This window comes from Elstera cyanobacteriorum (genome assembly GCF_002251735.1).
Lineage (GTDB): Bacteria > Pseudomonadota > Alphaproteobacteria > Elsterales > Elsteraceae > Elstera > Elstera cyanobacteriorum.
The window spans coordinates 16,465-38,909 of the sequence record NZ_NOXS01000035.1 but is presented as its reverse complement, the minus strand read 5'-3'; the positions used below and the strand labels follow the sequence as shown (position 1 = coordinate 38,909).

The following is a 22,445-nucleotide window of genomic DNA, read 5'->3' as shown; positions in this document are numbered from 1 at the left end:
GCGGCATCATGGACCAGCCCGATCTCGCAACCCAGATGGCGGAACTTGGCGCGCGGGCGACAGCGGCGGCGGCGGTTTTGGCTCAGACCAGTGGCGCGCAGCGGGCGGCAGCCGTGTCGGCGATGGCCGCAGCGCTGCGCGCGGCGGCCCCGGCGATCCTGACGGCGAATGACGCGGATATGGCGCGGGCGGCTGATCTATCGTCGGCCCTGCGCGACCGGCTGAAACTGACGCCCGAGCGGCTGGAAGGCGTGGCCAAGGGGCTGGATGAGATTGCGGCGCTGCCCGATCCGCTGGGCACGGTTCTGGAGGAATGGCAGCAGCCCAACGGTTTGCAGTTCCAAAAAGTGCGCGTGCCGCTGGGGGTGATCGGGATCATCTATGAGTCGCGCCCGAATGTGACGGCAGATGCCGGGGCGCTGTGCGTGAAGTCGGGCAATGCCGTCATCCTGCGCGGCGGGTCGGATAGTTTTGCCTCCTCGGGCGCAATTCTGACGGCGCTGCGGGCCGGTTTGAAGCAAGCCGGGCTGCCGGAAGATGCGGTGCAGGCCGTGCCGACGCCGGACCGGGCGGCGGTCGGCGTGCTGCTGACGATGACCGAAACGCTCGATGTCGTCATCCCGCGCGGCGGTAAATCCTTGATCGCGCGGGTGGCGGCGGAATCGCGCGTGCCGGTGCTGAAACATCTCGACGGCAACTGCCATACCTACATCCATGCCGCCGCTGACCTGGAGAAGGCGCGCAAGCTGGTGCTGAACGCCAAGCTGCGCCGCACGGGCGTCTGCGGCGCAACGGAAAGCCTGCTGTTTGATGCCGAAACCGTGCCGACCCTGGCAGCGCCGGTTCTGAAAGACCTGCTGGATGCGGGCTGCGAAGTGCGCGGCGATGCTGCCCTTCAGGCGTTGGATGCGCGCATTCTTCCGGCGACGGAGGAAGATTGGGGAACGGAGTATCTGGAGGCCATCGTCTCCGCGAAGGTCGTTCACGGCGTTGGCGAGGCGGTTGCGCATATCAACCGCTACGGCTCCCACCATACCGAAGCCATCGTTACGGAAGATGCGGCGGCGGCGGAAACCTTCCTGAACGGCATCGACAGCGCCATTGTGCTGCATAACGCCTCGACGCAGTTTGCCGACGGCGGCGAGTTTGGCTTCGGGGCGGAAATCGGTATTTCCACTGGCAAGCTGCACGTGCGCGGCCCCGTGGGGGCACAGCATCTAACGTCCATCAAATATCTCGTGCGTGGGAATGGCACGGTTCGCGCCGGATAAGGCGGCGCTGCGTCCGCTTGGGCGGTTTCGGGGGAGCCGCGGGCAAACGGTCGGTTTGCTCGGCGGGTCCTTCAACCCCGCCCATGCCGGGCATCGGCATATTGCCGAGGAAGCCTTGCGCCGTTTGGGGGTCGATTGGGTCTGGTGGCTGGTATCGCCGCAAAACCCGTTGAAATCGACCGCCGAAATGGCGCCGCTGGCCGCCCGGCTCGCTTCGGCGGCGCGTATGGCGGATCATCCGCGCATGGTGGCGACGGCGGTGGAGAGCGATCTCGGCACCGTCTATAGCGCCGAAACCCTGCGGCAGTTGACCCGGCTTTTTCCGCACCTGCGTTTCGTTTGGCTGATGGGGGCCGATAATCTTGGCCAGATTTCCCGCTGGCGCGCGTGGCAGAGCCTCTATGCCCGAGCCGCTGTTGCGGTTTTCGCCCGTGCGCCCTATTCTGGCGCCGCCTTGACGGGACGGGCCGCGCAGAAATTCCGCGCCGCGCGCCTGCCTGATGCTGCTAGCCGAACTTTGGCGCGGCACCGGCGCCCCGCCTGGGTCTTTCTGCGGATCCGTCTTCACCCGGCCTCGGCCACCGCGATTCGCGCGGCGGCCCAGTCGGGTTTCGTTGCTGATAACGCCTAACCGGAGGATTCTCCCATTACTGCCCCGACGACCCCGAACACGCCTACCCCGACCCCGGAAACCACCAGCACGGCGCTGGTCGAACAGCTCGTCGAAGTGGCGAAAGCCTCGCTTGATGACGGCAAGGCGGAAGGGATCGTCGTGATTCCGCTGATCGGCAAGACCAGCATCGCCGACTATATGATCATCGCCTCGGGCCGGTCGGGCCGTCAGGTGGCGGCGCTCACCCAGAATCTGGCGGAAAAGCTGAAGGAAGCCGGGGCAAAGGGCCTGACGGTCGAAGGCCTGCCGCGCGCCGATTGGGTGCTGGTCGATGCCAAAGACATCATCGTCCATATCTTCCGTCCGGAAGTGCGCAGCTTCTACAATCTCGAAAAGATGTGGGGCGTCGAACTGCCGCCCGATCTGCTGGTCGGGGGCTATTCGGTCGATTCCGAAAGCCTGACCGACGAAGAAGCTGAAGAAGATTGGGATGAAGAGGCGGGCGAAAGCCCCAAATTCTAACCCCATGCGCGTTCACCTGCTGGCGGTCGGACGCTGCAAGGATGCGGCGATCAAATCCTTGGTCGCCGACTATGGCAACCGCCTGCGCCCGGCCCTGACGGTGATCGAGGTGGAGGAGAAGCGGGCACTGCCGTCCGCAGACCTCAAAGCGCGCGAGGGCCAGCTTCTTCTCGCTGCGCTGCCCCAGGGCGCGACGTTGGTGGCGCTCGACGAAAGAGGCAAGAGCCTGACCAGCCAAGCCTTTGCCGAGCAGGTGGGGCGCTGGCGCGATACCGGTACGGCCAATCTGGCGTTTGCGATTGGCGGGGCCGATGGGCATGACCCAGCGCTGCTGGCGCGGGCGGATTACAAGCTCAGCCTCAGCGCGCTTACTTGGCCACATATGTTGGTACGGGTGCTGCTGGCCGAACAAATTTACCGGGCGCATTCGATCCTGGCCGGGCATCCCTATCACCGGGAATGATTAGCTGCGCTGGGTGATCATTCGGGTGATGAAACAATCGGGACGGGACGGGGTTTCGATAGGGCAAGCAACAACCGCGGCGTAAAGTGGGCTTCCCGCACGGGGCGGGTGTCGCCTATGCTCGCCGCCCTAACGATGGATGAGAGCGATCAGCATGAGCGAAGCGCAGCGGTGGGAACAGGAATATCAGGATGGTCGGTGGGATTTTCTGCATAAGCTGCGGGAGGCCCCGCGCTATGGTGCCATCGCCGCCTATCTGATGCAGGCAAAGCGCCCCTACCGCTTGCTCGATGTTGGCTGCGGCGATGGGGTGCTGATGCAGTATCTCCACCCGGATTGGCTGTCGGGTTATGTCGGCGTCGATCTGGCACAGACGGCGCTTGATCGGTTCCAGGGGCTGCCGCCCGGCGGCGTCACGCGCTGCGCCGATCTCGCGACCTATGAGCCCGAAGGCACGTTCGACGCGATCCTGTTCAACGAAGTCCTCTTTTTCACGCCCGATCCCGTGGCGGAAATCAACCGTTATCGGGCGGCGCTGAACCCCGGTGGGGTCATGATCGTCTCGCTTTACGTCAAGGATAGCGGCGGGGCTAAGACTACCTTGGACGCGGTGCATGGTCTATTCACCGGCCCTGAGTGGGACTTGCTCGACCATTGCCGCCTGACGACCTTGGGCAAGGGGACGCGCTGGCAGCTTTATCTGGCGCGCTGAGCTAATCTAAGTAGAGAACCGGTCGGCTGGAGGTTTCACTGGCGTCGAGCAGCCAGCCGATCACCTGATCCTCGGGCCGTTCTTCGGCCAGATGCCGCAGGGCTTCCCGCGCCGCCGGGTCGCCCGACATTAGCGCGGCATAGGCGGCCCGGAAGGCAATGATCCACGGGTCTTGCCCGGCACCGGGCGGCAGAATCTCCCAAAGGTCAACCGGCTCGCTGCGCCCGCGCAGGGCAACGCGCCCAACCGGGCGGCAATCGGTATCCCCCGTGAGGGCGACGATGGCATTGCCCGCCAGGACAAGCGTACCGAAAGCTTTATTGGCGGTTTCAATCCGGGCGGCGGTGTTTACCGCATCGCCCGCCGCGCCATATTTCAGCCGGTCCGCCGCACCGAAATTGCCGACCGTGACCATGCCCGAGTTGAGACCGATGCGGGTATAGCCGAAGGGCAGCCCCTTGGTTTGCACCGCTTCGGCAAAGTTTCGCGTTGCTTGGTCGATCCGGCGGGCGGCGCGCAGGGCGGTCGCGGCATGGTCCGTCATCGGCTGCGGCGCGCCGAACAGGCCGAAGACCGCATCGCCGATGAAATCGACGACGATGCCGCCTTCCTCCGCAATAATTTCGCAGACGATGCCGAGGTATTTGTTCAGCAGCGGCACCACTTTTTCGGGCGGCCAGCTTTCCGATAAGGTGGTGAAGCCGGAAATATCGGTGAAGATGACGCTGACCTCGCGCCGCACCCCGTCGAGGCTCAGGCGGCTTGGGTCATGCAGCAAATCGGCGGCAACATTGGCGGGGACGAAGCGGCCAAAGAGATCGCGGATTTTCTGCCGCTCGCGCAACCCTTCGACCATTTTATTGAACGACCGGGCACCTTCGTCGAACTCCCGCACTGGACTACGGCGCAGCAGGGCAACCGCGTCGAGATCGCCGGTTTCCACGGTTTCGCTGGCCCGGGCGAAATCGCGGATCGGGCGGCGGATCAGCTTTGCCAGCACAAGCGATAGGCCGATCGACCCCAACAGAACGAAAATCCCCGTGCGCGCCAGCATTTCCAGCCCGCCGAAGGCTTCTTCGACAACATCGCCTTTAATGTAGAAGCCTAAAATCCATGGCTTATCGCCGTAGCGACGGATCTCGCGATACAGGAAAATATAGTCTTGGTCGCCCGCTTCGAGGGTCAGCAGGGTCGCTTCCTGGTCAAACTGACGCAGCAGAACTGGGAACCGGCCTTTCGGCATCGTCCCATTGCCCCAGATGGCGGCCAGTACCGGATCGTTCACCTCTTCCAGCCGGGGGAGGGGGCGGGTGTCGGAGCCGGTCATCGTCATGGAAGCGAGGGAGGGGTGGGCCAGCACCCAATCGTGATCGTAAAGGATCACGGCGGTTTCCCCCAGGCTGGAACTTTGGGCGAGACTGCGCGACACTTCGCCGACGCCGACCGCCGCTTCCAGCACGCCCAGAAACTGATCGTTTTCGTCAAAGGCCGGAACGCGCAGCGTGACCACGGTCTGTTGCAGAATGGTGCTCCAGACGGGCGGGAGCCATTCCGGCGCGCGGGCTTTGGCAATTTCCTGCAATTGGCGGCGCAGCCCTTCGCCGCCGGGTAATACGACGCGCTTCAACTCCCGCTCGCCCCGCGTTGCGCGGTAGGCGACACCATTGGCGGTGACATAACCGATCCCAACCATCTGCGGATTGGCCGAAAGGCTGCCGACCAAAAGGCCGGTAATCTGATCGCGGTCGCGCAGGTCGATACGGCCTTCCGCCACGCTTTCGGTCATCAGCGCCATCTGGCGGCGGACGGGATCGAGGATACCATCGACCGACCGCACCACCTGCGCCAGCGCTTGCCCGCCGCGTTCGGCCAGCAATTGCAGCGTAATCCGCTGGGTTTCTTGAATCCCGACGTAAAAGACGATGCCCACCGCGAGGGTGGTCAGGCCGGTAAACCCAACGGCCAGCAGCCAGGTGATCGGCAGCTTGCCGTTTAGGCGCCGCCCGACGACGCGCCCGGCAGCTTTAAGAATACGGATCGGCAGCATCGCGTAACCCGTCGCCTAGGAAATTGAAGGCCAGGACGACGAGGACGACCGGCACAACGGGGAACAGCAGCCAGGGATAGAGCACGACCGCATTGATATTCTGCGCCTCCGCCAACAGCACGCCCCAGGAGGTAATTGGCGCCCGCAACCCCAGCCCGAGGAAGCTGAGCGCGGTTTCGCCCAGGATCATCCCAGGGATCGACAAGGTTGCCGATGCGATGATGTGGCTCAAGAAATTGGGCAAAAGATGGCGGCGAATGACGCGGGAGGGGCTGGCGCCCATTAATTCGGCCGCCGTGCAGAAATCCTCTTCGCGCAAAGCCAGCAGTTTGGAGCGCACGGCGCGGGCGAGCCCGGTCCAATCGAGCAGTCCAAGGATGACGGTAATACCGAAATAGATGACGAGCGGGCTCCAATCCACCGGCAGGGCCGCCGATAGGGTCATCCACAGCGGCAGCTCCGGGAAGCTGCGCAGCATTTCGATGACGCGCTGGATGACCGAATCGACCTTGCCGCCGTAATAGCCCGCGATGCCGCCGAGCAGCAGCCCGAGGAATAGGCTGATCGAAATCCCAATCAGCCCGACCGTTAGCGAAATCCGGGCGCCATAGAGAATGCGGGAGAGAATGTCGCGCCCCAGCCGATCGGTGCCGAGCAAGAAGAGCGTGCCGGTTTCAGACGGGCAGACGAAATGCAGTGATCCCTCGACCATACCCCAAAAGCGATAGGAATCGCCCCGGCAGAAAAACCGCAGCTTTTCGATCCGTTGCGGGTTCGGGGTATAAACGCGGGTTAGGCTTTCCATATCCAGCCGGTAATCGAGCCCATAGGTGAAGGGGCCGATAAATTTGCCGTCATGGAACAGGTGAATGCCCTGGGGCGGCGCCAAAATATGATCGATATTCCGCGTTGTCAGGCCGTAAGGGGCCAGAAACTCCGTGATCAGCGTGGTGGCATAGGCGAACAGCAGGAACGCAAGACTGATCACCGCCAGCTTATGGCGGCGAAAGCGCCAGACCATCAGTTGAAACGGTTTCGCCCGATAGATCCGCTCTTGTTCCGGCGAAATATGGTCGATGGCATAGGGATCGAAGGGATCGGGATTGACGTAATGGCCCATCACGCGCCCCCCGCCCGGCCCAGGCGAATACGCGGATCGAGCGCCGCCAGAGCGATATCGGACACTAGCACACCGATGACGGTCAGCAGCGCCAGGAAGAACAGGAAACTGCCCGCCAAATACATATCCTGGCTTTGCAGGGCGGCCAGCAGCATCGGCCCCGTTGTCGGCAGCGACATTACCACCGAGACGATCGTGGCGCCGGAGACCATTTGCGGCAGCAGATTGCCGATATCGGCGATGAAAGGATTAAGGGCCATGCGCAGCGGATATTTCACCAGAGTCCGCCCTGCCGGTAGTCCTTTGGCGCGGGCCGTCGTTACATAGGGCTTATGAAGCTCGTCCAGCAGATTGGCGCGCAGGCGGCGGATCATCCCTGCCGTTCCCGCGAGCCCGATGACCAGCGTCGGCACGATCAAATGTTGCAGAACCGATACGAATTTCCCCATCGACCAGGGCCGCCCAAGATAATCCGGGTCCATCAGCCCGCCGATGGATATGCCGAACCAGCGGTTGCTGAGGTACAGCAGCACCAGCGCCAGCAAAAAGTTCGGCGTGGCGATCCCCAGGAACCCGATGAACGTCAGAATGTGATCGCCGACGCTATAGCGCCGCACAGCGGAATAAACCCCTATAGGGAAGGCGATGATCCAGGTGAACAGAATGGTGCTGACCGACAGGATCATCGACAGCAGCAGCCGGTCGCCAATCACCTCGCGCACGGGAAGCTGATATTCGAACGACCAGCCGAAATCGCCGTGCAGCAGACCCCATAGCCACACGAGATATTGTTCCCACAGAGGTTTATCGAGACCATATTGGTCGCGCAGAAACTGGATTTTGGCCGGGTCCACTGCCTCGCCCTGGCTTTGCAGCTCGGCAATATAAGTGCTGAGGTAATCGCCCGGCGGCAGTTGGATAAGGATGAAGGTGATCAGGCTGATCACCAGCAGCGTCGGGATCATAACCAGCAGGCGCCGGATGATATAGGTTAGCATCCCAGTCTCACTTCCGGCCCGCGTCGAGCCACATCCGGTCGGGCCGATAGAGGCCCAGGTGCCCGCCCGGTTCCCAATTATAGATCCCCTCGGCGGGGATATTCCGCAGCGCTTTACGCACATAGACCGGCTGCGGTACGTCGGCAATCAGCCCAATGACGAATTGCTGATCGGCGTGATAGTCGAGAATGGCGTGCCAGGCCGCGCGCCGTTCGCCGTCGCTCGGCGCATCGCGCCACACTTGGTAGAGCCGTATCAACTCCAGCCCCTCCGGCATATCCACCGCCTGGCCGGCTTTTCCGGCGGATTCATAGTAATTGCCCCACTGCGACCAAGACCCGTGGGTCTGCTGCGTCGGCACCCATTCCGCCGGGGAATGATCGGCGTGGGCGAGGCCGTTTTCGGCCCCGGACGCGATGCTGATGAGGGTTTCCCCCGCGAACAGGCGATTGCGGAACACATCGGCCTGAAAATTCTTGGTCAGCGTCTTAATCCCCAGCGCCGCCCAGGCATCGCGCACCAATTGCATGGTATCGGCCTGATCGGCGCTTTCGCCGCCCGACTCGACCACCAGGGTCAGCGGGCGCCCGTCGGGCAGCAGCCGTTGACCGTCCGGTCCGCCGCGCTTGAGGCCGATCTCGTCGAGCAGCCGGTTGGCTTGCTGGGGCGCATAGCTCGCCCAGGTGACCCGCGCCGACTCCTGATACAGCGGGCTTGCGCGCTGCATGGCGTTATTGCCTTCGCGGGCAAGACCGAAATAGACGACCTGATTGATCTCCCGCCGGTTGATGCCCAGCGACAGCGCGCGGCGGAAGCGCACATCACGCATCAGCCCGCGCCACACCGGATCGGCGGCGGTCAGATTGGGAAACAGCGCCAGATGGGCACCGCGCCCCGTGCGCCAAAGATGAACGGTCGCGCCTTTCTCTTTCGCCGCGCCGCGTAAAAAGGCGTAGTCGCCGAACCCCAAGTAACGCGCCTGGAGGTCGGCTTCCCCCGCGCCGACCTTCGCCGGGATCAGTTTTGCGTCGGCGATCTGCATCACCACGCGGTCGAGGTAGGGCAGTTGCTGCCCCTTCGGATCGATCCGGTGGTAATAGGGATTGCGGATGAAGATGAACTGTTCGGCAGGCGGCTTGGTCTTCAGCACCCAGGGGTCGAGCGTCGGCAGGTCGGGATTGTCGTTGCGGTACTGATTATCCAGCCGATTGTGCAGGGCCGCCCAGGTCCGCGCTTTGGCCTTGGCAGCGGCGGCTTTCAGGGCTTCCGGGTCGGCATAGCGCGCGTGGAACTGCTTCAGGTAATGGGCCGGGCGGAAGATGAAGAGGGGCGCGGCGCCCGCCAGCTCGTACAGAAACTTCGGATTCGGTGCCGTCCAAGCGTAGCGCACGGTCAGCGCGTCGGGAAAGCTCACCTCCGGCGGGCGACCGTTGACCAGCAGTTCGGCCGGGCAGCCGGTTGGGGTCAATTCCTTGTTATTGACCACATCTTCCCAATAGTAGCGGAAATCTTCCGCCGTGAAGGGGGCGCCATCCGACCAACGATGGCCGGGGCGCAGGCGGAAGGTGAAGATACGATCTTCCTGCACCTCCACGCTTTCCACAATATCCGGCCTTAGGTGGAAATTCTCGTCGTAAGCCACCAGCCGCGCGTCGCCATAAACCACCATTTGCCGCACATCGCGGGCACTGCCGCCAATCCAGCGCCAATCGCCGCCCGGCTGGCCAACCTCGGTGCCTGGCGGGAAGCTGGCGACGCTCGGCACAGACGGCAGGCGGGCTTGAATGGGCGGGAGTTTTCCTGCGGCCACGTCGGCGGCCAGAAACGGGGTTTCCACCGGCTCCAGCGCCACGGCAAACGGTGGCAGCAGGGCGAACAGCAGGGCGGCGGCGGTGCTTTTGATCTTCATCGCGCCGTTCCTTACGCCGCCGCCCGGACCAAATGGCCCGGCGCAATTTCGACCAGCCCGGGGGACCGGCTGCCATCGATGGTAAACGGATCGGGCCAAGCGGCGGGGTTGGAGGCACGGCCTTCCATCAGTTTGCCAAAGTCGAGCGGATGGGCGAGGTCGGGTACCGGTACCGCCGCCAGCAGCGCTTGCGTGTAAGGGTGCTGCGGCGCGGCGAAAAGCTGCGCGCGCTCGGCGAACTCCACAATCCGCCCGGCGCACATCACCGCCACCCGGTCGGCGAGATAATCGACGACGGCAAGATTGTGGCTGATGAACAGATAGGTCAGCCCGAGTTCGTTCTTCAACTCTTTCAGCAGGTTCAAAATCTGCGCCTGGATCGATACGTCCAGCGCCGAAACCGGCTCGTCGCAGATGATGAAATCCGGGTTCAACGCTAGGGCGCGGGCGATGCCGATGCGCTGGCGCTGACCACCGGAAAAACTATGGGGGTAGCGGTTGCGGTGGCTGGGATTAAGCCCAACCTGGGCCAGCAGCTCATCAACCCGCGCCCGCTGTTCGGCAGCGGTGCCGATGCCGTGGATGGCCAGCGGTTCGCCGATTAGATCGGCCACAGTCATGCGGGGGTTCAAGGATCCGAACGGGTCTTGGAAGATGAATTGCGCCTTGCGGCGGAAGATCATCCGATCCTCCGGCGTCAATGCATGCACATCCAGCGGGCGCGCGTGGTCGTGGAATAGGATTTTGCCGGCGTCGGGCTTGATCGCCCCCAAAATCAGGCGCGATAGCGTGGTCTTGCCGCAGCCGCTTTCCCCGACCAGCGCGAGGCACTCGCCGCGCTTTAAGGTGAGCGATACATCATCGACGGCGGTATGCGGGGCGGTTTTCTTAAAGCCGAACAGACCGCCACGCGCCGCGAACCGTTTGCTCACATGCTCGATGGTCAGCAGCGGCGCGCCACTGTCCGCAGGCTTCGGTGTGACGGAGGGGCGCAGCCGGGGATAGTCGCGGATCGGTTGGAGCGGCTGGCTGCGATCATGGCCGGGCTTTGGGGTGGCCGCCAACAGGGCGCGCAAATAGGGGTGGCGTGGGCTCCCAAAAAGCTCCGCCGTTGGGCCGCTTTCCATGATTTTGCCGTGGTACATGACGATGGTATCGCGGGCGGTATTGGCGACCACGCCGAGATCATGGGTGATCATCAGCACCGCCATACCCAGTTCGGCCTGAAGATCGGCAGTAAGTTTCAGAATTTGCGCCTGCAAGGTCACGTCCAGCGCCGTCGTCGGCTCGTCGGCGATCAGCAGGGCGGGGCGGCAGATCAGCGCCATCGCGATCATCGCGCGCTGACGCAACCCGCCCGAGAGTTCGAACGTATAGGCCCCCAGCGCGGCGGCGGGGTCTTTGAAGCCAACGCGACGCAGCATATCCATCACCAGATCGCGCCCGGTCGCGTCATCGACGCGGCGATGCAGGTGCAGCGCCTCCAGAATCTGATTGCCGATGGTGTGCAGCGGCGAGAGCGCCGTCATCGGTTCTTGAAAGACGATGGCGATATCGCGGCCCCGGATGGCGCGAAAGGTTGGGCTTTCAGGATCAAGCCCGGCCAGATTCTGCCGTTGCCCGTCGCGGTTCAGCCAGATTTCGCCGCTCGCGATCCGGGCGCTTTTCGGCAGAATGCCGAGAATGGCCTGGGCCAGCACCGATTTGCCCGACCCGCTTTCGCCGACCAGCGCCACGGTTGCCCCTGGCTGCACATCGAAACTCACGCCCTTCACCGCCTCGACGGGGCCGCCGGGGACGGCAAAGCGCACCGATAGGTCGCGAAGGCTTAGGAGCGGCAGGGCGGCTGGTTCGGCGATCATTCTCAACGTCCGGTAACACGTGGCCGCCAGCTTAGCGCAAGCCCCCGCCCCTGGCGAGAGGGGGAGACAAAGCGGTCTTGCGTCATTTTTTCGGCGATGCGTCGGAGCGGTTGCGCTATAGTGCGACGCGAAAAATGGTCTGCCGCGACGGTATGATGGAAAAAACTCTCTTCCGGTTTATTTGGAAACATAGCTTAAGGCAGCAAATATTTATTGTTGCTTGGACGGTTATCTCTTTCCCATTTCTGTATTATTCTCTCGATCTTCCCAAGATGATCGTCAACGAATCGATCCAGGGCAAACATTGGCCTTTGGAGATTCTTGGATTTCCCTTGGGGCAGATGGAGCATTTGATTGTTCTGTCCGTCAGTTATCTTGGCTTGGTGCTGATCAACGGCGCGTTCAAATATTTCCTGAACGTCTATAAGGGCCGCGTTGGCGAACGCATGAACCGGCGGCTGCGGTTCGCGCTGTACGAGCGTATTCTGCGCTTTCCCAACAGCCATTTCCGCAAAACCCCGCCGGGGCAGTTGGTGCCGATGATCACGGCGGAGGTGGAGCCGCTGGGCGGTTTCATCGGCGATAGTTTTGCGGTGCCCGCGTTTCAGGGCGGCACCCTGCTGGTCATCCTGGTCTTCATGTGTCTGCAAGACCCGATCCTCGGGCTGGCGGCGATTGCGCTCTATCCGTTTCAGATCATCGTCATTCCGCGTTTGCAGCGGAAGGTGAATAACCTCTCGAAGCAGCGCATCCATCTGGTGCGCGAACTGTCGGACGAGATTACCGAAACGGCGCTGTCGTTGCGGGAAATTCAGACCAATGGCACCAATCGGTTCCATCTGGCGCTGTTTTCGAAAATGATGGATATCAACTATTGGATTCGGTTTGATATCTTTAAATGGAAGTTTTTTATTAAGTTTCTGAATAATTTTATCGCGCAGTTAACGCCGTTTTTCTTTTATTCCATCGGCGGTTATCTGGTGATCAAAGGTAGCCTGTCGCTGGGGGCGCTGCTGGCCGTAGTCGCGGCCTATAAGGATTTGAACGCCCCCTGGCGCGAGTTGCTGGACTATTACCAGTCGATGGAAGACGCGCGGATCAAATACGAACAGGTCGTCGATCAGTTCGACCCGATGGGGATGATCCCGCCCGACCGCGCACCGATTGATGCCGACGCCCGCCCCCATGCTGGCACGCCGTCGGAGGTGGCGATGTCCAATGTTAGCATGACCGACGATGGCGGCAACAAACGGCTTGATGCGCTATCGCTGACCGTGCCGCCTGGGCAACGGCTCGCGCTGCTCGGCCCCGATACGGGCGGTAAGCATGATCTGCTGCAACTGCTGGCCGGACAAGCGGCACCGGAAACCGGGCGGGTGCTGCTGGATGGGGTTTCGCCCTTAAGCCTTAGTATTCCCGATCTTGGGCGCCGGATCGGCTATGTCGGCGGCGAAACGGTGATGCGGTCGGGCACGCTCTACGAAAATCTTGTGTATGGGCTGCAATGGGCGCCCGCCGCGCTGCCCGCCGATCCCGAATGGCCCGCCAAACGCAAGGAGGCGGAACGCACGGGCAATTCCACCGATCCGTCCGACGTGCATTGGGTGGATGTCACCCAGTTTGGCCCGGAGGGGCGGGCGGCCTTCAAAGCCTGGCTGCGTCAGGTGCTGGAGATGACCGGCATGCTGTCGGAGGTGCGGGAGTTCGGGTTGCAAGGGCGCGTCGATCCGCTGTCCCGCCCGGAAATCGTTGACCTTGTTCTGCGGTCGCGTCAGGCACTGCGGCCTTTTCTGTCGGCTCCGGCATTGGCGTCTTATATCGAGCCTTTTGCTGCGGATCGGTTTAACAGCCAGTCGACCTTGGCGGAAAACCTGCTGTTCGGCACCCCGGTCGGCCCGACCTTTCACGGCGATGGGCTGGCACGGCATCCGGTAATCCGGGGGGTGCTGCGGGCGGAAGGGATCGAAGACGCCCTGGTCCAGGCAGGGCGGGCGACGGCGCAAACCCTGTCGGAAATCTTCCGTGACCTACCGCCGACCCACGAGTTCTACGCTCGTTTCAGCTTTGTCGATGCCGAAGAGCTGGCCGATCTGGAGCAAGTGGAAGCCCGGGTGCGCCGCGATGGGGTGATGACCCCCGCCGACCGAACGCGCTTCCTAACCCTGATCCTGCGCCTGATCCCGGCCCGCCACCGTCTCGATACGGTCGATGACGCCTTGATGACCGGAATCGTCAAGGCGCGCGCCCGCCTGATGCGCGATCTGCCGGATGATTTGCGCAGCGCGGTGGATTTCTTCGATGAAAACCGTTTCAGCCCGATCAATTCGCTGCTGGATAATGTGCTGTTCGGGCGGCTGGCCCCGGGGCAGAACGCGGTAAACAGCCGCATGCGCCAATTGGTGCGGACCGAGCTTGAGCGCCTTGACTTGCTGCGACCGTTAGGGGAAGCCGCACTGATCGTCGGTCTTGAAACCCCGGTTGGGGTCGGCGGGTCGCGCCTGAGCCCGGCGATGCGGCAACGGGTCGCAATCGCCCGGGCGCTGATCAAACGGCCGCCGCTGCTGCTGTTCGATGATCCGGCGGCGCTGATGGACCAAGGTTTGCAGCAGACCATGATCGACGCGATTTTGGCCGAGCCCCATTGGACGGTCATTTGGGCCTTGCAGCGCCCCTTGTTGGCGAAGACTTTCGACCGGGTGGTGGTGCTGGACGACGGGCAGATCGCGGCGGATGGCCCCGCCGCCGAGATCGTCGCCGCCAAAGAAGCCCCCGGGCGCCGGGCGCAGGCGGAATAGGTAAGATTGCGGCGTTAAGTTTATAGCTCTTGTCCGGCGCGCATGCCCGGAGTTAGCTTACCGCTATGGTTTGGCCTTTAGGGGACGAGTGGGATGGGCTTGCAGCAGGAAGTGCAGACCTTGCGCATGGTCCCGATGTTTTCACAGCTTGATCCGGCACGCCTAAAGCTGATCAGCTTTGCGTCGGAACGGGTGCAGATTATGCCCGGCGAAGAGTTTATCCGCGAGGGCGAGGAGGGGGAGGATGCGTTCGTCCTTCTCTCTGGCCGGGCGGAAGTGACGCTGGAGGGCGGTGAAACCCATGTCAAACTGGGCGAGGTGGCGGAAAACCAGATCGTCGGCATGATCGCGCTGCTGTCCCACGGGCGCCGCACCGCAACCGTGCGGGCGCTGGAGCCGCTGGAGTGTTTGCGCCTGCCCAAGGATGTTTTTCATCAGATGGTTCGGGATCTGCCTGATTTTGCCCTTGCAGTCATGCGCGATTTGTCCGATGCCCTGGAACGGCAGACCGCCCATTTCCGCGAGGTGCTGGACGATCACGCGGATCGGGATGCCAAACATTAAACGATCTGCGGCCAATGCCGTCGCAGACTGAAGGGATCGAGGTGCCAGGAGCCACTATGACCAAGGGTCGCCGCTACATCGGGCGCACTATCGCCCCCCACGCTTGGCGGCCCTCCCCGGTATGGGTGACGGAGTAACGCATGGCCCCTGATACTCGCGCGCTGGATGTGGGCGCCCTTGGAACTGGACCGCGCCCGCGCCCCCCGCTGGGCGCGCTGCGTCCGCGCGGCGTCACACGGCTTCTGATCTATAGTCACGATTCCTTCGGGTTGGGGCATCTCCGACGCTGCCGGTCGATTGCGCAAAATTTGGTGCAGACCTATCCCGATCTCGAGGTGCTGATCCTCTCGGGCCTGCCGATCATCGCGTCGTATGCTTTTGACGAGCGGGTGCGCTACCGGCTGGTGCCGGGGATCATCAAACTGTCGAACGGCGACTATAAGGCACTGGACGCGGCGGATATCCGCGAGGCGATTGACGCGCGCTCCCGCCTTATCCTCGAAACCGCGCAGGAATTTCAGCCCGATCTGTTTCTGATCGACAAGGAACCTTTGGGCATTCGCGGCGAGGTGACCGATACGCTGGTCTATCTTAAGGAACGCGGTGTGCCGGTTGTGCTGGGTGTGCGCGACGTGATGGACGATCCGGTGGCCTTTGCAGCAGAATGGGAACGCAAGCTGGCGGTTCCCGCCCTCGAAGACTATTTCAGCGAAATTTGGGTCTATGGGATGGAGCGGATTTACCGCCCGCTCGAAGGTTTGCCGCTGCCCGCCGCCGTCGAGCAGAAGATCGTTTATACGAGCTATCTGTGGCGGGAGGAAAACCGCGCGCCCTCCGCTGAACCGCTGCCCGTCGATCCGCCGTTCCTGCTGGTCACGCCCGGTGGCGGTGGCGATGGCGAAGGACTGGTCGATTGGGTGCTGTCCGCCTATGAACGCGCGACCGACCTGCTGCGCGCCCTGATCGTCTGCGGCCCCTTCATGCACGCCGAATCGCGGCGGCGGATCGAAGCACGCGCCGCCCGCTTGCGCCATGTGGAGGTTCTGACCTTCGCGCCAGACATGGAACGGCTGATGACGGCGGCAACCGCCGTGGTCGCCATGGGCGGTTATAATACGTTCTGCGAGATTCTTTCTTTCGATAAACCCAGCCTGATCGTGCCGCGTACCCGGCCCCGTCTCGAACAATTCATTCGGGCGCGGGAGGCCGAACGCCAGGGGCTGCTGCGCATGCTGCCGCATGACGAGGATAATCCCGACCCGCAGCAGATGATCGATGCGCTGAAGGCGCTGCCGAGCCAGCCGCGCCCGTCGTCGGTGGTGATCCCGGGGTTGCTCGACGGTCATAGCGCCATCGCCCATCGTTTCGCCGCGCTGACCGGCCTTGCTGCCGACGCGCCGATCCGTGCCGCCAGCGCCTGAGCCCCCTGTGTCATCGTCTATTCTGACGGTTGTGCTGAAAGGCTATCCGCGCCTGTCGGAAACCTTCATCGCGCAAGAACTTTTGGGGCTAGAGCAGCGGGGCTTTCGGCTGCATCTCGTCTCCCTGCGCCGCCCGACCGATAAAAAGCGCCATCCGATCCACGATCAAATCGCGGCGCCCGTTACCTATCTGCCGGAATATCTGTACCAGGAACCCGGGCGGGTGCTGCGGGCTTGGTGGAAGGTTCGGCGGCTGCCGGGCTATCGCCGCGCCTTCTGGCAATGGCTTAAGGATTGGCGGCGCGACCCAACGCCCAATCGCGGGCGGCGCTGGGGACAGGCGCTGGTGCTGGCGGCTGAACTGCCCCCTGATCGGGCGCTGATCTATTCGCATTTTATGCACACCCCCGGGTCGGTGGCGCGTTATGCGGCGCTGATGCGCGGTATTCCCTTCGCCCTATCGGCCCATGCCAAGGATATTTGGACGATCCCAGCCTGGGAAAAGCGCGAAAAACTCGCCGACGCCGCCTGGGCTGTGACCTGCACGGGGGCGAATGCCGATCATCTGCGCGGGCTGGCCGCCGATCCGGGGCGGGTCGATCTCGTGTACCACGGTCTCGACCTCAGCCGCTTTCCGCCGCCGCCCGCGCGCAAGGCTGGTCACGACGGCCGCGACGCCGCGCAGCCGGTGCGCCTTCTGTCGGTTGGGCGGCTGGTGGCAAAAAAGGGCTATGACGACCTGCTGCACGCGCTCGCCGGGCTGCCGGAGGGGCTGCACTGGCGGCTGATCCATATCGGCGGCGGCGATAAGACGGACCTGCTGCGCCTCGCGGCAGACCTGGGAATTGCCGATAAGATCGATTGGCGCGGCGCCCAAGCCCAGACGGAGGTTCTGGCCGCCTATCGCGAGGCCGATCTGTTCGTGCTGGCGTCCCGCATCGCCGCCGACGGCGACCGCGACGGGCTGCCGAACGTGCTGATGGAAGCGCAAAGCCAGGGCCTCGCCTGTGCCGCCACGGCAGTTTCGGCCATTCCCGAACTGATCCGCGACGGCGAAACCGGGCTGCTCGTGCCGCCGGAAGACCCGCCCGCGCTGGCGGCGGCCCTCGCCCGGCTGATCGCCGATCCGGGTTTGCGCACGCGCCTCGGTGGGGCCGGGCAGGCGCGGGTGCGGGCGGATTTCGGGACAGCGCCGGGGCTGGATCAGTTGGTGCGGCGCCTTGCGCCCTTCTGCCCGCCGTCCCCGTGAAACCCTGCCGGATCGCCTTCTATGCGCCGATGAAGGCGCCGGACCATCCGGTGCCCTCCGGCGACCGGCGTATTGGGCGCTTGCTGATCGAGGCGCTGGCGGCGCTGCCCGGCGTGACCGTCGATCTTGCCTGCCATCTGCGCAGCCGCGATCCCAGCGGGGATAAAGCGGCCCGGTTCGCTGCCTTGGGGGCGCGGGCAGCGGACCTGCTGGTGCGCCGCTATGAACGCGACCCGGCGCGGCGCCCCGATCTGTGGTTTACCTATCATCTCTATTACAAAGCGCCGGACTGGATCGGCCCGCAGGTGGCCGCCGCGCTCGGCATTCCCTATGTGGTTGCCGAAGCCTCCCTGTCGCCGAAACGGACGGAGGGGGCTTTTGCCGCGAACCATGCTGCCGTGGTGGCGGCCCTAAGGCAGGCGGCGGTTAGCCTCAACCTGAACCCACGCGATGGGGGCGTCCTGCGGCGTGTGCTGCCGGGGTTATGCCAAGTACCGCTAGCGCCTTTTGTGGATCTAACCCCCTATCGCCGGGCCGCCGACGCCCGGAAGGCTCATCGCCATCACCTCGCCGAAACGCTGGCGCTGCCGATGGATCGGCCGTGGTTGCTCGCCGTTGGCATGATGCGGGCGGGGGATAAGGAAGCCTCCTTCCGGTTGCTGGCCGAGGCGCTAGCCCCTCTTGCCGACCGGCCTTGGCGCCTGCTGATTGTCGGCGACGGTCCGGCGCGCCCGGCAGTTAACGCAGCCTTCGCCCCGCTGGCCGACCGGGTGCATTGGCTCGGGGCTTGGGATGAAACTGCCCTGCCGCCACTCTACGCCGCCTGCGATTGGCTGGTCTGGCCCGCAATCAACGAGGCCATCGGAATGGCGCTCCTGGAAGCACAGGCCGCCGGTCTTCCCGTTGTCGCTGGCGATGCCGGGGCGATTCCCGCCATCATCCGCGCCAGGGAAACCGGGCTGCTGGCGCCGGTCGGCGATGTCGTCGCGTTTCGGGCGGCGGTGGCCGAAGCGCTCGACCGGCCCGGTGCCCCGTTGCGGGTGGCGGCGCTGGCGGCAACGGCGGCCCATCATGGGCTGCCTGCTGCCTCGGCGCGGCTTGCAACTGTGCTGCGCGATTTGGGGGTGCGATGATCCCATTGGTTCTGATCCGCCACGGCCCGACCGATTGGACCGCTGTCGGGCGCCTGCAAGGGCGGGTCGATCAACCTTTGTCCGAGTTGGGGCGGGAGCGGCTACGCACCCTGACCCTGCCCGATGATCTGCGCACTTGGGAGTGGATCGCCTCCCCCCTGGCGCGCGCCATCGAAACCGCAATTATCCTGCGCGGGTTTGTCGAACGGTTGGAGCCAGCCTTGATCGAGCGCGATGCCGGCGCCTTCGAGGGGCTGACGCGCGACGAGTTGGACGCCGAAGTCCGCCGCCTGTCGCTACGCGATGGGCTGGACTGGTGCCCGCCAGGGGGGGAAAGTCCACGGGCGGTAATGGCGCGGCTGAAAGCCTTTCTGCCGACCCTGATCAAGCCCACGGTCGCCGTCACCCATCGCGGCGTTATCGAAGCGGCGCTGGCACTCAGCACCGGCTGGGACTATACCGGGCCGCCGCCCGTGCGCCTGAAGCCGGGGGTGGCTCTGCGCTTTGCCGTGACGGGGGCCAATTTGGTATACGAAGGGCCGGTGGGATGAGGCTTCTGTTCCATGTTCAGCATTTCCTCGGCGTCGGCCATCACCGACGGGCGGAGGCGCTAACCCGTGCCCTGGTCGCGGCGGGGCACACGGTGACCGTCGCGTCGGGCGGGGCGCCGGTTCCGGGTGAGGATTGGGGCGGGGCGCGCGTCGTTCATCTACCGCCTGCCCGCGTCGAAGCAGCAGATTTCCGCACCCTTCGCCATCTAGACGGCACACCGGTCGATGACACGTGGCGCGAAGACCGTAAGCAAAAGCTGTTGGCGTTGTTCGGCGACGTTGCACCGGATATTCTGTTGCTGGAAGGCTTTCCCTTCGCCCGGCGGCAATTACAGTTCGAGCTGTTGCCGCTGCTGGAGGCAGCCAAAGCGCAGCCGCGCCCGCCGCTGGTCGCAACCTCCCTACGCGATATCATCGTTTTCAACAAGCCGCCGAAGCGGCACGAGGAAGTGCTCGACCTCGTAAACCGCTTCATCGATCTCGTGCTGATCCACGGCGACCCGGCGTTGGTGCCGTTGGAGCGTAGTTTTGCGACGGCGGACCGTATTCCGGCAGCGAAGAAAGCCTATACCGGCTTCGTCGCGCCGGTTCCCCCCAGCACGCCCAATCGGATTGCCTCGGTCGTCGTGTCCGTTGGCGGCGGTGCGGTGGGGAAGGCGCTGCTGTGGACGGCGCTGCATTCCCGGCCTTTCACCCGTTTTGCCGATCAACCGTGGCTGTTGGTGGGCGGCGCGATGATGTCCGAAGCTGCGATAGCCGCTCTGCGTGATGCTGCACCGGAAGGCATGAGCGTCGAACGCTTCCGCCCGGATTTCCGCGCGGTGCTGGCGGGGGCAGACCTGTCGATCTCGATGGCGGGCTATAATACCGCGCTCGACATTCTGCAAACGGGGGTGCGGTCGGTGCTGATCCCCTTTGCCGAGGGCGGGGAGACGGAACAGGCCCTGCGCGCGCAGTTGTTCGCCGAAGCCGGGCGGGCGGTGACGGTGGATCAGGCCGGGTTGACGCCGGACCTCCTGGGGGCCTCAGTGAATAGGGCTGCGGACCTGCCCCCGGTTACGCTCGACCTAGCCCTCGACGGGGCGCGGCGGACGGTAGAAATTCTGACCGCGCGGGAGGCCGCCCGATGACCCCGTGGCAGGCATTGACCGACGAACTCGACCGCTGGGGCGATCTCGGGCGCCCGGCGACCTTTTGGTGGCGCGACGATGATGCGGCAGAACCTACCCCGGCGCTGGAAACCCTGCTCGGTTTGGCCGCCGAGGGGCCTAAGCTGGCGCTGGCGATGGTTCCGGCGCGGCTCGACCCTGCCGTCATTCCCCTCGTCGCGCGGGCGCATTGCACGGTGGTGCAGCACGGGTTGACCCATCTCAATCACGCCCCGGAGGGCGATAAGGCCAGCGAGTTTCCCGCCGCCCGGCTGCTGACCGACCGGCTATTCGACCTTGGCGAGGGGCAAGGCGTGTTGGCCAAAGCCTTCGGCGACCAATTCCTGCCCGCCTTCGTGCCGCCGTGGAACCGCATCGGCGACGATCTAATCGCGCTGCTGCCAGGCCAGGGCTATTGCGGTCTCTCGACCTTCAACCCAACGCCGGAGAAGACGCGGCGGCCTGCCATTGCCGGGCTGCGCTGGGTCAACTGCCACTGCGACCCGATCCATTGGAAGCAGGGGCGGGTGTTCCGGGGGGAAGCGTTTGCGCTCGAGGAGATCACCCGCCACCTTGCCGCCCGCCGGTTGGGGACCGTGACGGAAGAACCCACCGGCCTTCTAACGCATCATTTGGTGCATGATGACGCGATGACGGCCTTTCTGGCTGCGCTTTTTGCGGTTACCCTCACGCATCCCGCCGCCCGCTGGTTGACGCCGGAAGAAGCCTTCGCATGATCCTGTTTCGCCCTGCCTATTTCCTCCTCACCGCCCTGGGATTGGCGGGGTTCATGCTTTACGGCTCGCTAGCCCCCGAATTGGCCCCGCCGGGCGAGTATGGGTTTGATAAGCTGCTGCACGCGGGTGCCTATGGCACGCTCGCAGGCCTGGGCCTGCTCGGCACCCGAACCCGGGGGGCGGCCATTGCCGTTGTGCTACTGGTCATTGCCTATGGCGGCAGTATCGAAATTTTGCAGAGCTTTATTCCAGAGCGCAGCGGGTCGTGGGGCGATTTCACCGCGAATAGCCTGGGTGCCATCGCGGCGGGAATGGTGGTGCTGACATGGCGGCGGCGGTGGGCATGAAAGCTATTCCACTCTCGGGGATGTTAAGAAATTCTCCGATTATACCAGCGTTATTATTTTTTATTTTTATAGTATATATTTTAATGATGCCAAAATATTTTTGGTACAATTTTGAGATCGATTTTAGAAAATTAGATTTTTTATTGTTGATTATTTTAGTGATTGGAATTGTGTCTGCTCTGGGTGATTTTCTTTGTAAAATAAAAAATAAATCAACTTATGTCCCTCGGGTGACATGGCGCGAATTTAGAGCGAACAGGTCTATTTGGATTTTATTAGGGATCTATGCTCATCGATTGTCGATGTCCATGCTCATTATGTTGATTTCTATTTTATTTGTGAGTGTATTTCGAAAACCGGCGATTGAGATTTTTATCCAAATTGGAATTCCAGCTCTCCTGGGTATTCTCTTTCCGTTTGGCGATCGGGTTTCAGGAGCAAAAGAACCGCAGGCGGTTAATCCTGCTCTTAAGGATATTTGGGATGGAATCAGTCCTGTAAAATCATCGGATTTGTTAGGGTTGGCTTCGAGCTTTCCTATGCCAATTTATCGCCCGATTATGGATAATGATGGGCTGCTAGGGGTATTGCCAGATAGGATAATATTACATCAGTTTTCAGAGGGTGCTTGGTCATATGAGAATTTTTATTTTGATAGGATATCTGCGATAAAATTTAAAACGATAAATGGCAGTTTTTATTTTAATATATCAGGCCTTGAGTTGAGTTTGTATTTTTTTGGTAAAGGCACTCTGACGCTGAGCTTGTTTAAACAAGCTGGTTTCTATCATCCACTATTTGACGTTATCGCGTCACGTATTGATGTCACTGTTCAAGCGACGGAGGATACTGAAAACACGAAGGAATGCCCTGACGCCATATGGACGTTCACGGCACCCTACCGCCAGTTTTGATACTTCGTAAACAGGGGATTTGATACTTCGTAAACAGGGGAACAGTATGGGCCGTAGTGGGCGCAGTGC

General features: G+C 62.9%; 20 protein-coding genes. 15 read left to right on the top strand and 5 right to left on the bottom strand.

What is annotated here, in order from left to right; translation table 11 throughout:
• Positions 1-8 precede the first annotated feature (8 nt).
• From CHR90_RS16645 to CHR90_RS16625, 5 genes are all read left to right on the top strand, one after another.
• On the top strand, positions 9-1,271 hold the full coding sequence (locus CHR90_RS16645; RefSeq protein WP_094410257.1) for a glutamate-5-semialdehyde dehydrogenase: 1,263 nt from the start codon (positions 9-11) through the stop codon (positions 1,269-1,271).
• Positions 1,249-1,902 (top strand): nicotinate-nucleotide adenylyltransferase, encoded by a 654-nt coding sequence (locus CHR90_RS16640; protein WP_094410256.1) that lies wholly within the window; start codon positions 1,249-1,251, stop codon positions 1,900-1,902. Before CHR90_RS16645 ends, CHR90_RS16640 begins: the two co-directional genes overlap by 23 nt.
• A gap of 96 nt (positions 1,903-1,998) precedes the next feature.
• On the top strand, positions 1,999-2,406 hold the full coding sequence (gene rsfS / locus CHR90_RS16635) for a ribosome silencing factor (RefSeq protein ID WP_229671513.1): 408 nt from the start codon (positions 1,999-2,001) through the stop codon (positions 2,404-2,406).
• 4 nt (positions 2,407-2,410) lie between these two features.
• Positions 2,411-2,869, top strand: a complete 459-nt coding sequence (gene rlmH / locus CHR90_RS16630) for a 23S rRNA (pseudouridine(1915)-N(3))-methyltransferase RlmH (RefSeq protein ID WP_094410254.1) — start codon at positions 2,411-2,413, stop codon at positions 2,867-2,869.
• A 154-nt stretch (positions 2,870-3,023) separates the two neighbouring features.
• On the top strand, positions 3,024-3,581 hold the full coding sequence (locus tag CHR90_RS16625) for a class I SAM-dependent methyltransferase (protein WP_170941448.1): 558 nt from the start codon (positions 3,024-3,026) through the stop codon (positions 3,579-3,581).
• A 1-nt stretch (position 3,582) separates the two neighbouring features.
• On the opposite strand, the gene CHR90_RS16620 is transcribed toward CHR90_RS16625, so the two are convergent.
• The 5 genes from CHR90_RS16620 to CHR90_RS16600 are packed head-to-tail and all read right to left on the bottom strand — an operon-like array spanning position 3,583 to position 11,517.
• On the bottom strand, positions 3,583-5,628 hold the full coding sequence (locus CHR90_RS16620; protein ID WP_094410252.1) for an adenylate/guanylate cyclase domain-containing protein: 2,046 nt from the start codon (positions 5,626-5,628) through the stop codon (positions 3,583-3,585).
• The gene (locus tag CHR90_RS16615; protein WP_094410251.1) at positions 5,606-6,748 is read right to left on the bottom strand and encodes an ABC transporter permease; all 1,143 of its coding nucleotides are present in this window, start codon (positions 6,746-6,748) and stop codon (positions 5,606-5,608) included. The genes CHR90_RS16620 and CHR90_RS16615 overlap by 23 nt, the downstream gene beginning before the upstream one ends.
• Positions 6,748-7,746 carry an ABC transporter permease gene (locus CHR90_RS16610; protein ID WP_094410250.1) on the bottom strand — a complete coding sequence of 333 codons (999 nt, stop codon included), beginning with the start codon at positions 7,744-7,746 and terminating at the stop codon, positions 6,748-6,750. The genes CHR90_RS16615 and CHR90_RS16610 overlap by 1 nt, the downstream gene beginning before the upstream one ends.
• Positions 7,747-7,753: 7 nt before the next feature.
• Complete coding sequence (locus tag CHR90_RS16605; RefSeq protein ID WP_094410249.1) at positions 7,754-9,655, bottom strand: ABC transporter substrate-binding protein; 1,902 nt, start codon at positions 9,653-9,655, stop codon at positions 7,754-7,756.
• A gap of 11 nt (positions 9,656-9,666) precedes the next feature.
• The gene (locus tag CHR90_RS16600) at positions 9,667-11,517 is read right to left on the bottom strand and encodes an ABC transporter ATP-binding protein (protein WP_094410248.1); all 1,851 of its coding nucleotides are present in this window, start codon (positions 11,515-11,517) and stop codon (positions 9,667-9,669) included.
• Positions 11,518-11,789: 272 nt separating this feature from the next.
• Between CHR90_RS16600 and CHR90_RS16595 the strand changes: the two genes are divergently transcribed.
• The 10 genes from CHR90_RS16595 to CHR90_RS16550 all read left to right on the top strand — a co-directional run bounded on the left by CHR90_RS16595 (position 11,790) and on the right by CHR90_RS16550 (position 22,376).
• A complete protein-coding gene (locus CHR90_RS16595; RefSeq protein WP_170941447.1) occupies positions 11,790-14,312 on the top strand; it encodes an ABC transporter transmembrane domain-containing protein in 2,523 nt (840 codons plus the stop codon).
• A 93-nt stretch (positions 14,313-14,405) separates the two neighbouring features.
• Positions 14,406-14,876, top strand: a complete 471-nt coding sequence (locus CHR90_RS16590; protein WP_094410246.1) for a cyclic nucleotide-binding domain-containing protein — start codon at positions 14,406-14,408, stop codon at positions 14,874-14,876.
• A gap of 140 nt (positions 14,877-15,016) precedes the next feature.
• Positions 15,017-16,297: a glycosyltransferase family protein gene (locus tag CHR90_RS16585; RefSeq protein WP_094410245.1), complete on the top strand. Its 1,281-nt coding sequence runs from the start codon at positions 15,017-15,019 to the stop codon at positions 16,295-16,297.
• Between the two features lie 7 nt (positions 16,298-16,304).
• A complete protein-coding gene (locus CHR90_RS16580; RefSeq protein ID WP_094410687.1) occupies positions 16,305-17,546 on the top strand; it encodes a glycosyltransferase family 4 protein in 1,242 nt (413 codons plus the stop codon).
• Entirely contained in the window at positions 17,543-18,679 is a 1,137-nt protein-coding gene (locus CHR90_RS16575; RefSeq protein ID WP_229671512.1) for a glycosyltransferase family 4 protein, read from the top strand. The genes CHR90_RS16580 and CHR90_RS16575 overlap by 4 nt, the downstream gene beginning before the upstream one ends.
• A complete protein-coding gene (locus tag CHR90_RS16570; protein WP_094410244.1) occupies positions 18,676-19,230 on the top strand; it encodes a histidine phosphatase family protein in 555 nt (184 codons plus the stop codon). The genes CHR90_RS16575 and CHR90_RS16570 overlap by 4 nt, the downstream gene beginning before the upstream one ends.
• Positions 19,227-20,360 (top strand): glycosyltransferase family protein, encoded by a 1,134-nt coding sequence (locus tag CHR90_RS16565; RefSeq protein WP_094410243.1) that lies wholly within the window; start codon positions 19,227-19,229, stop codon positions 20,358-20,360. The genes CHR90_RS16570 and CHR90_RS16565 overlap by 4 nt, the downstream gene beginning before the upstream one ends.
• Positions 20,357-21,115, top strand: coding sequence for a polysaccharide deacetylase family protein (locus CHR90_RS16560; RefSeq protein WP_094410242.1), 759 nt, complete (start codon positions 20,357-20,359; stop codon positions 21,113-21,115). The genes CHR90_RS16565 and CHR90_RS16560 overlap by 4 nt, the downstream gene beginning before the upstream one ends.
• Positions 21,112-21,462 (top strand): VanZ family protein, encoded by a 351-nt coding sequence (locus tag CHR90_RS16555; RefSeq protein ID WP_094410241.1) that lies wholly within the window; start codon positions 21,112-21,114, stop codon positions 21,460-21,462. Before CHR90_RS16560 ends, CHR90_RS16555 begins: the two co-directional genes overlap by 4 nt.
• The gene (locus CHR90_RS16550; protein ID WP_141210976.1) at positions 21,441-22,376 is read left to right on the top strand and encodes a hypothetical protein; all 936 of its coding nucleotides are present in this window, start codon (positions 21,441-21,443) and stop codon (positions 22,374-22,376) included. The genes CHR90_RS16555 and CHR90_RS16550 overlap by 22 nt, the downstream gene beginning before the upstream one ends.
• Positions 22,377-22,445: the final 69 nt, after the last annotated feature.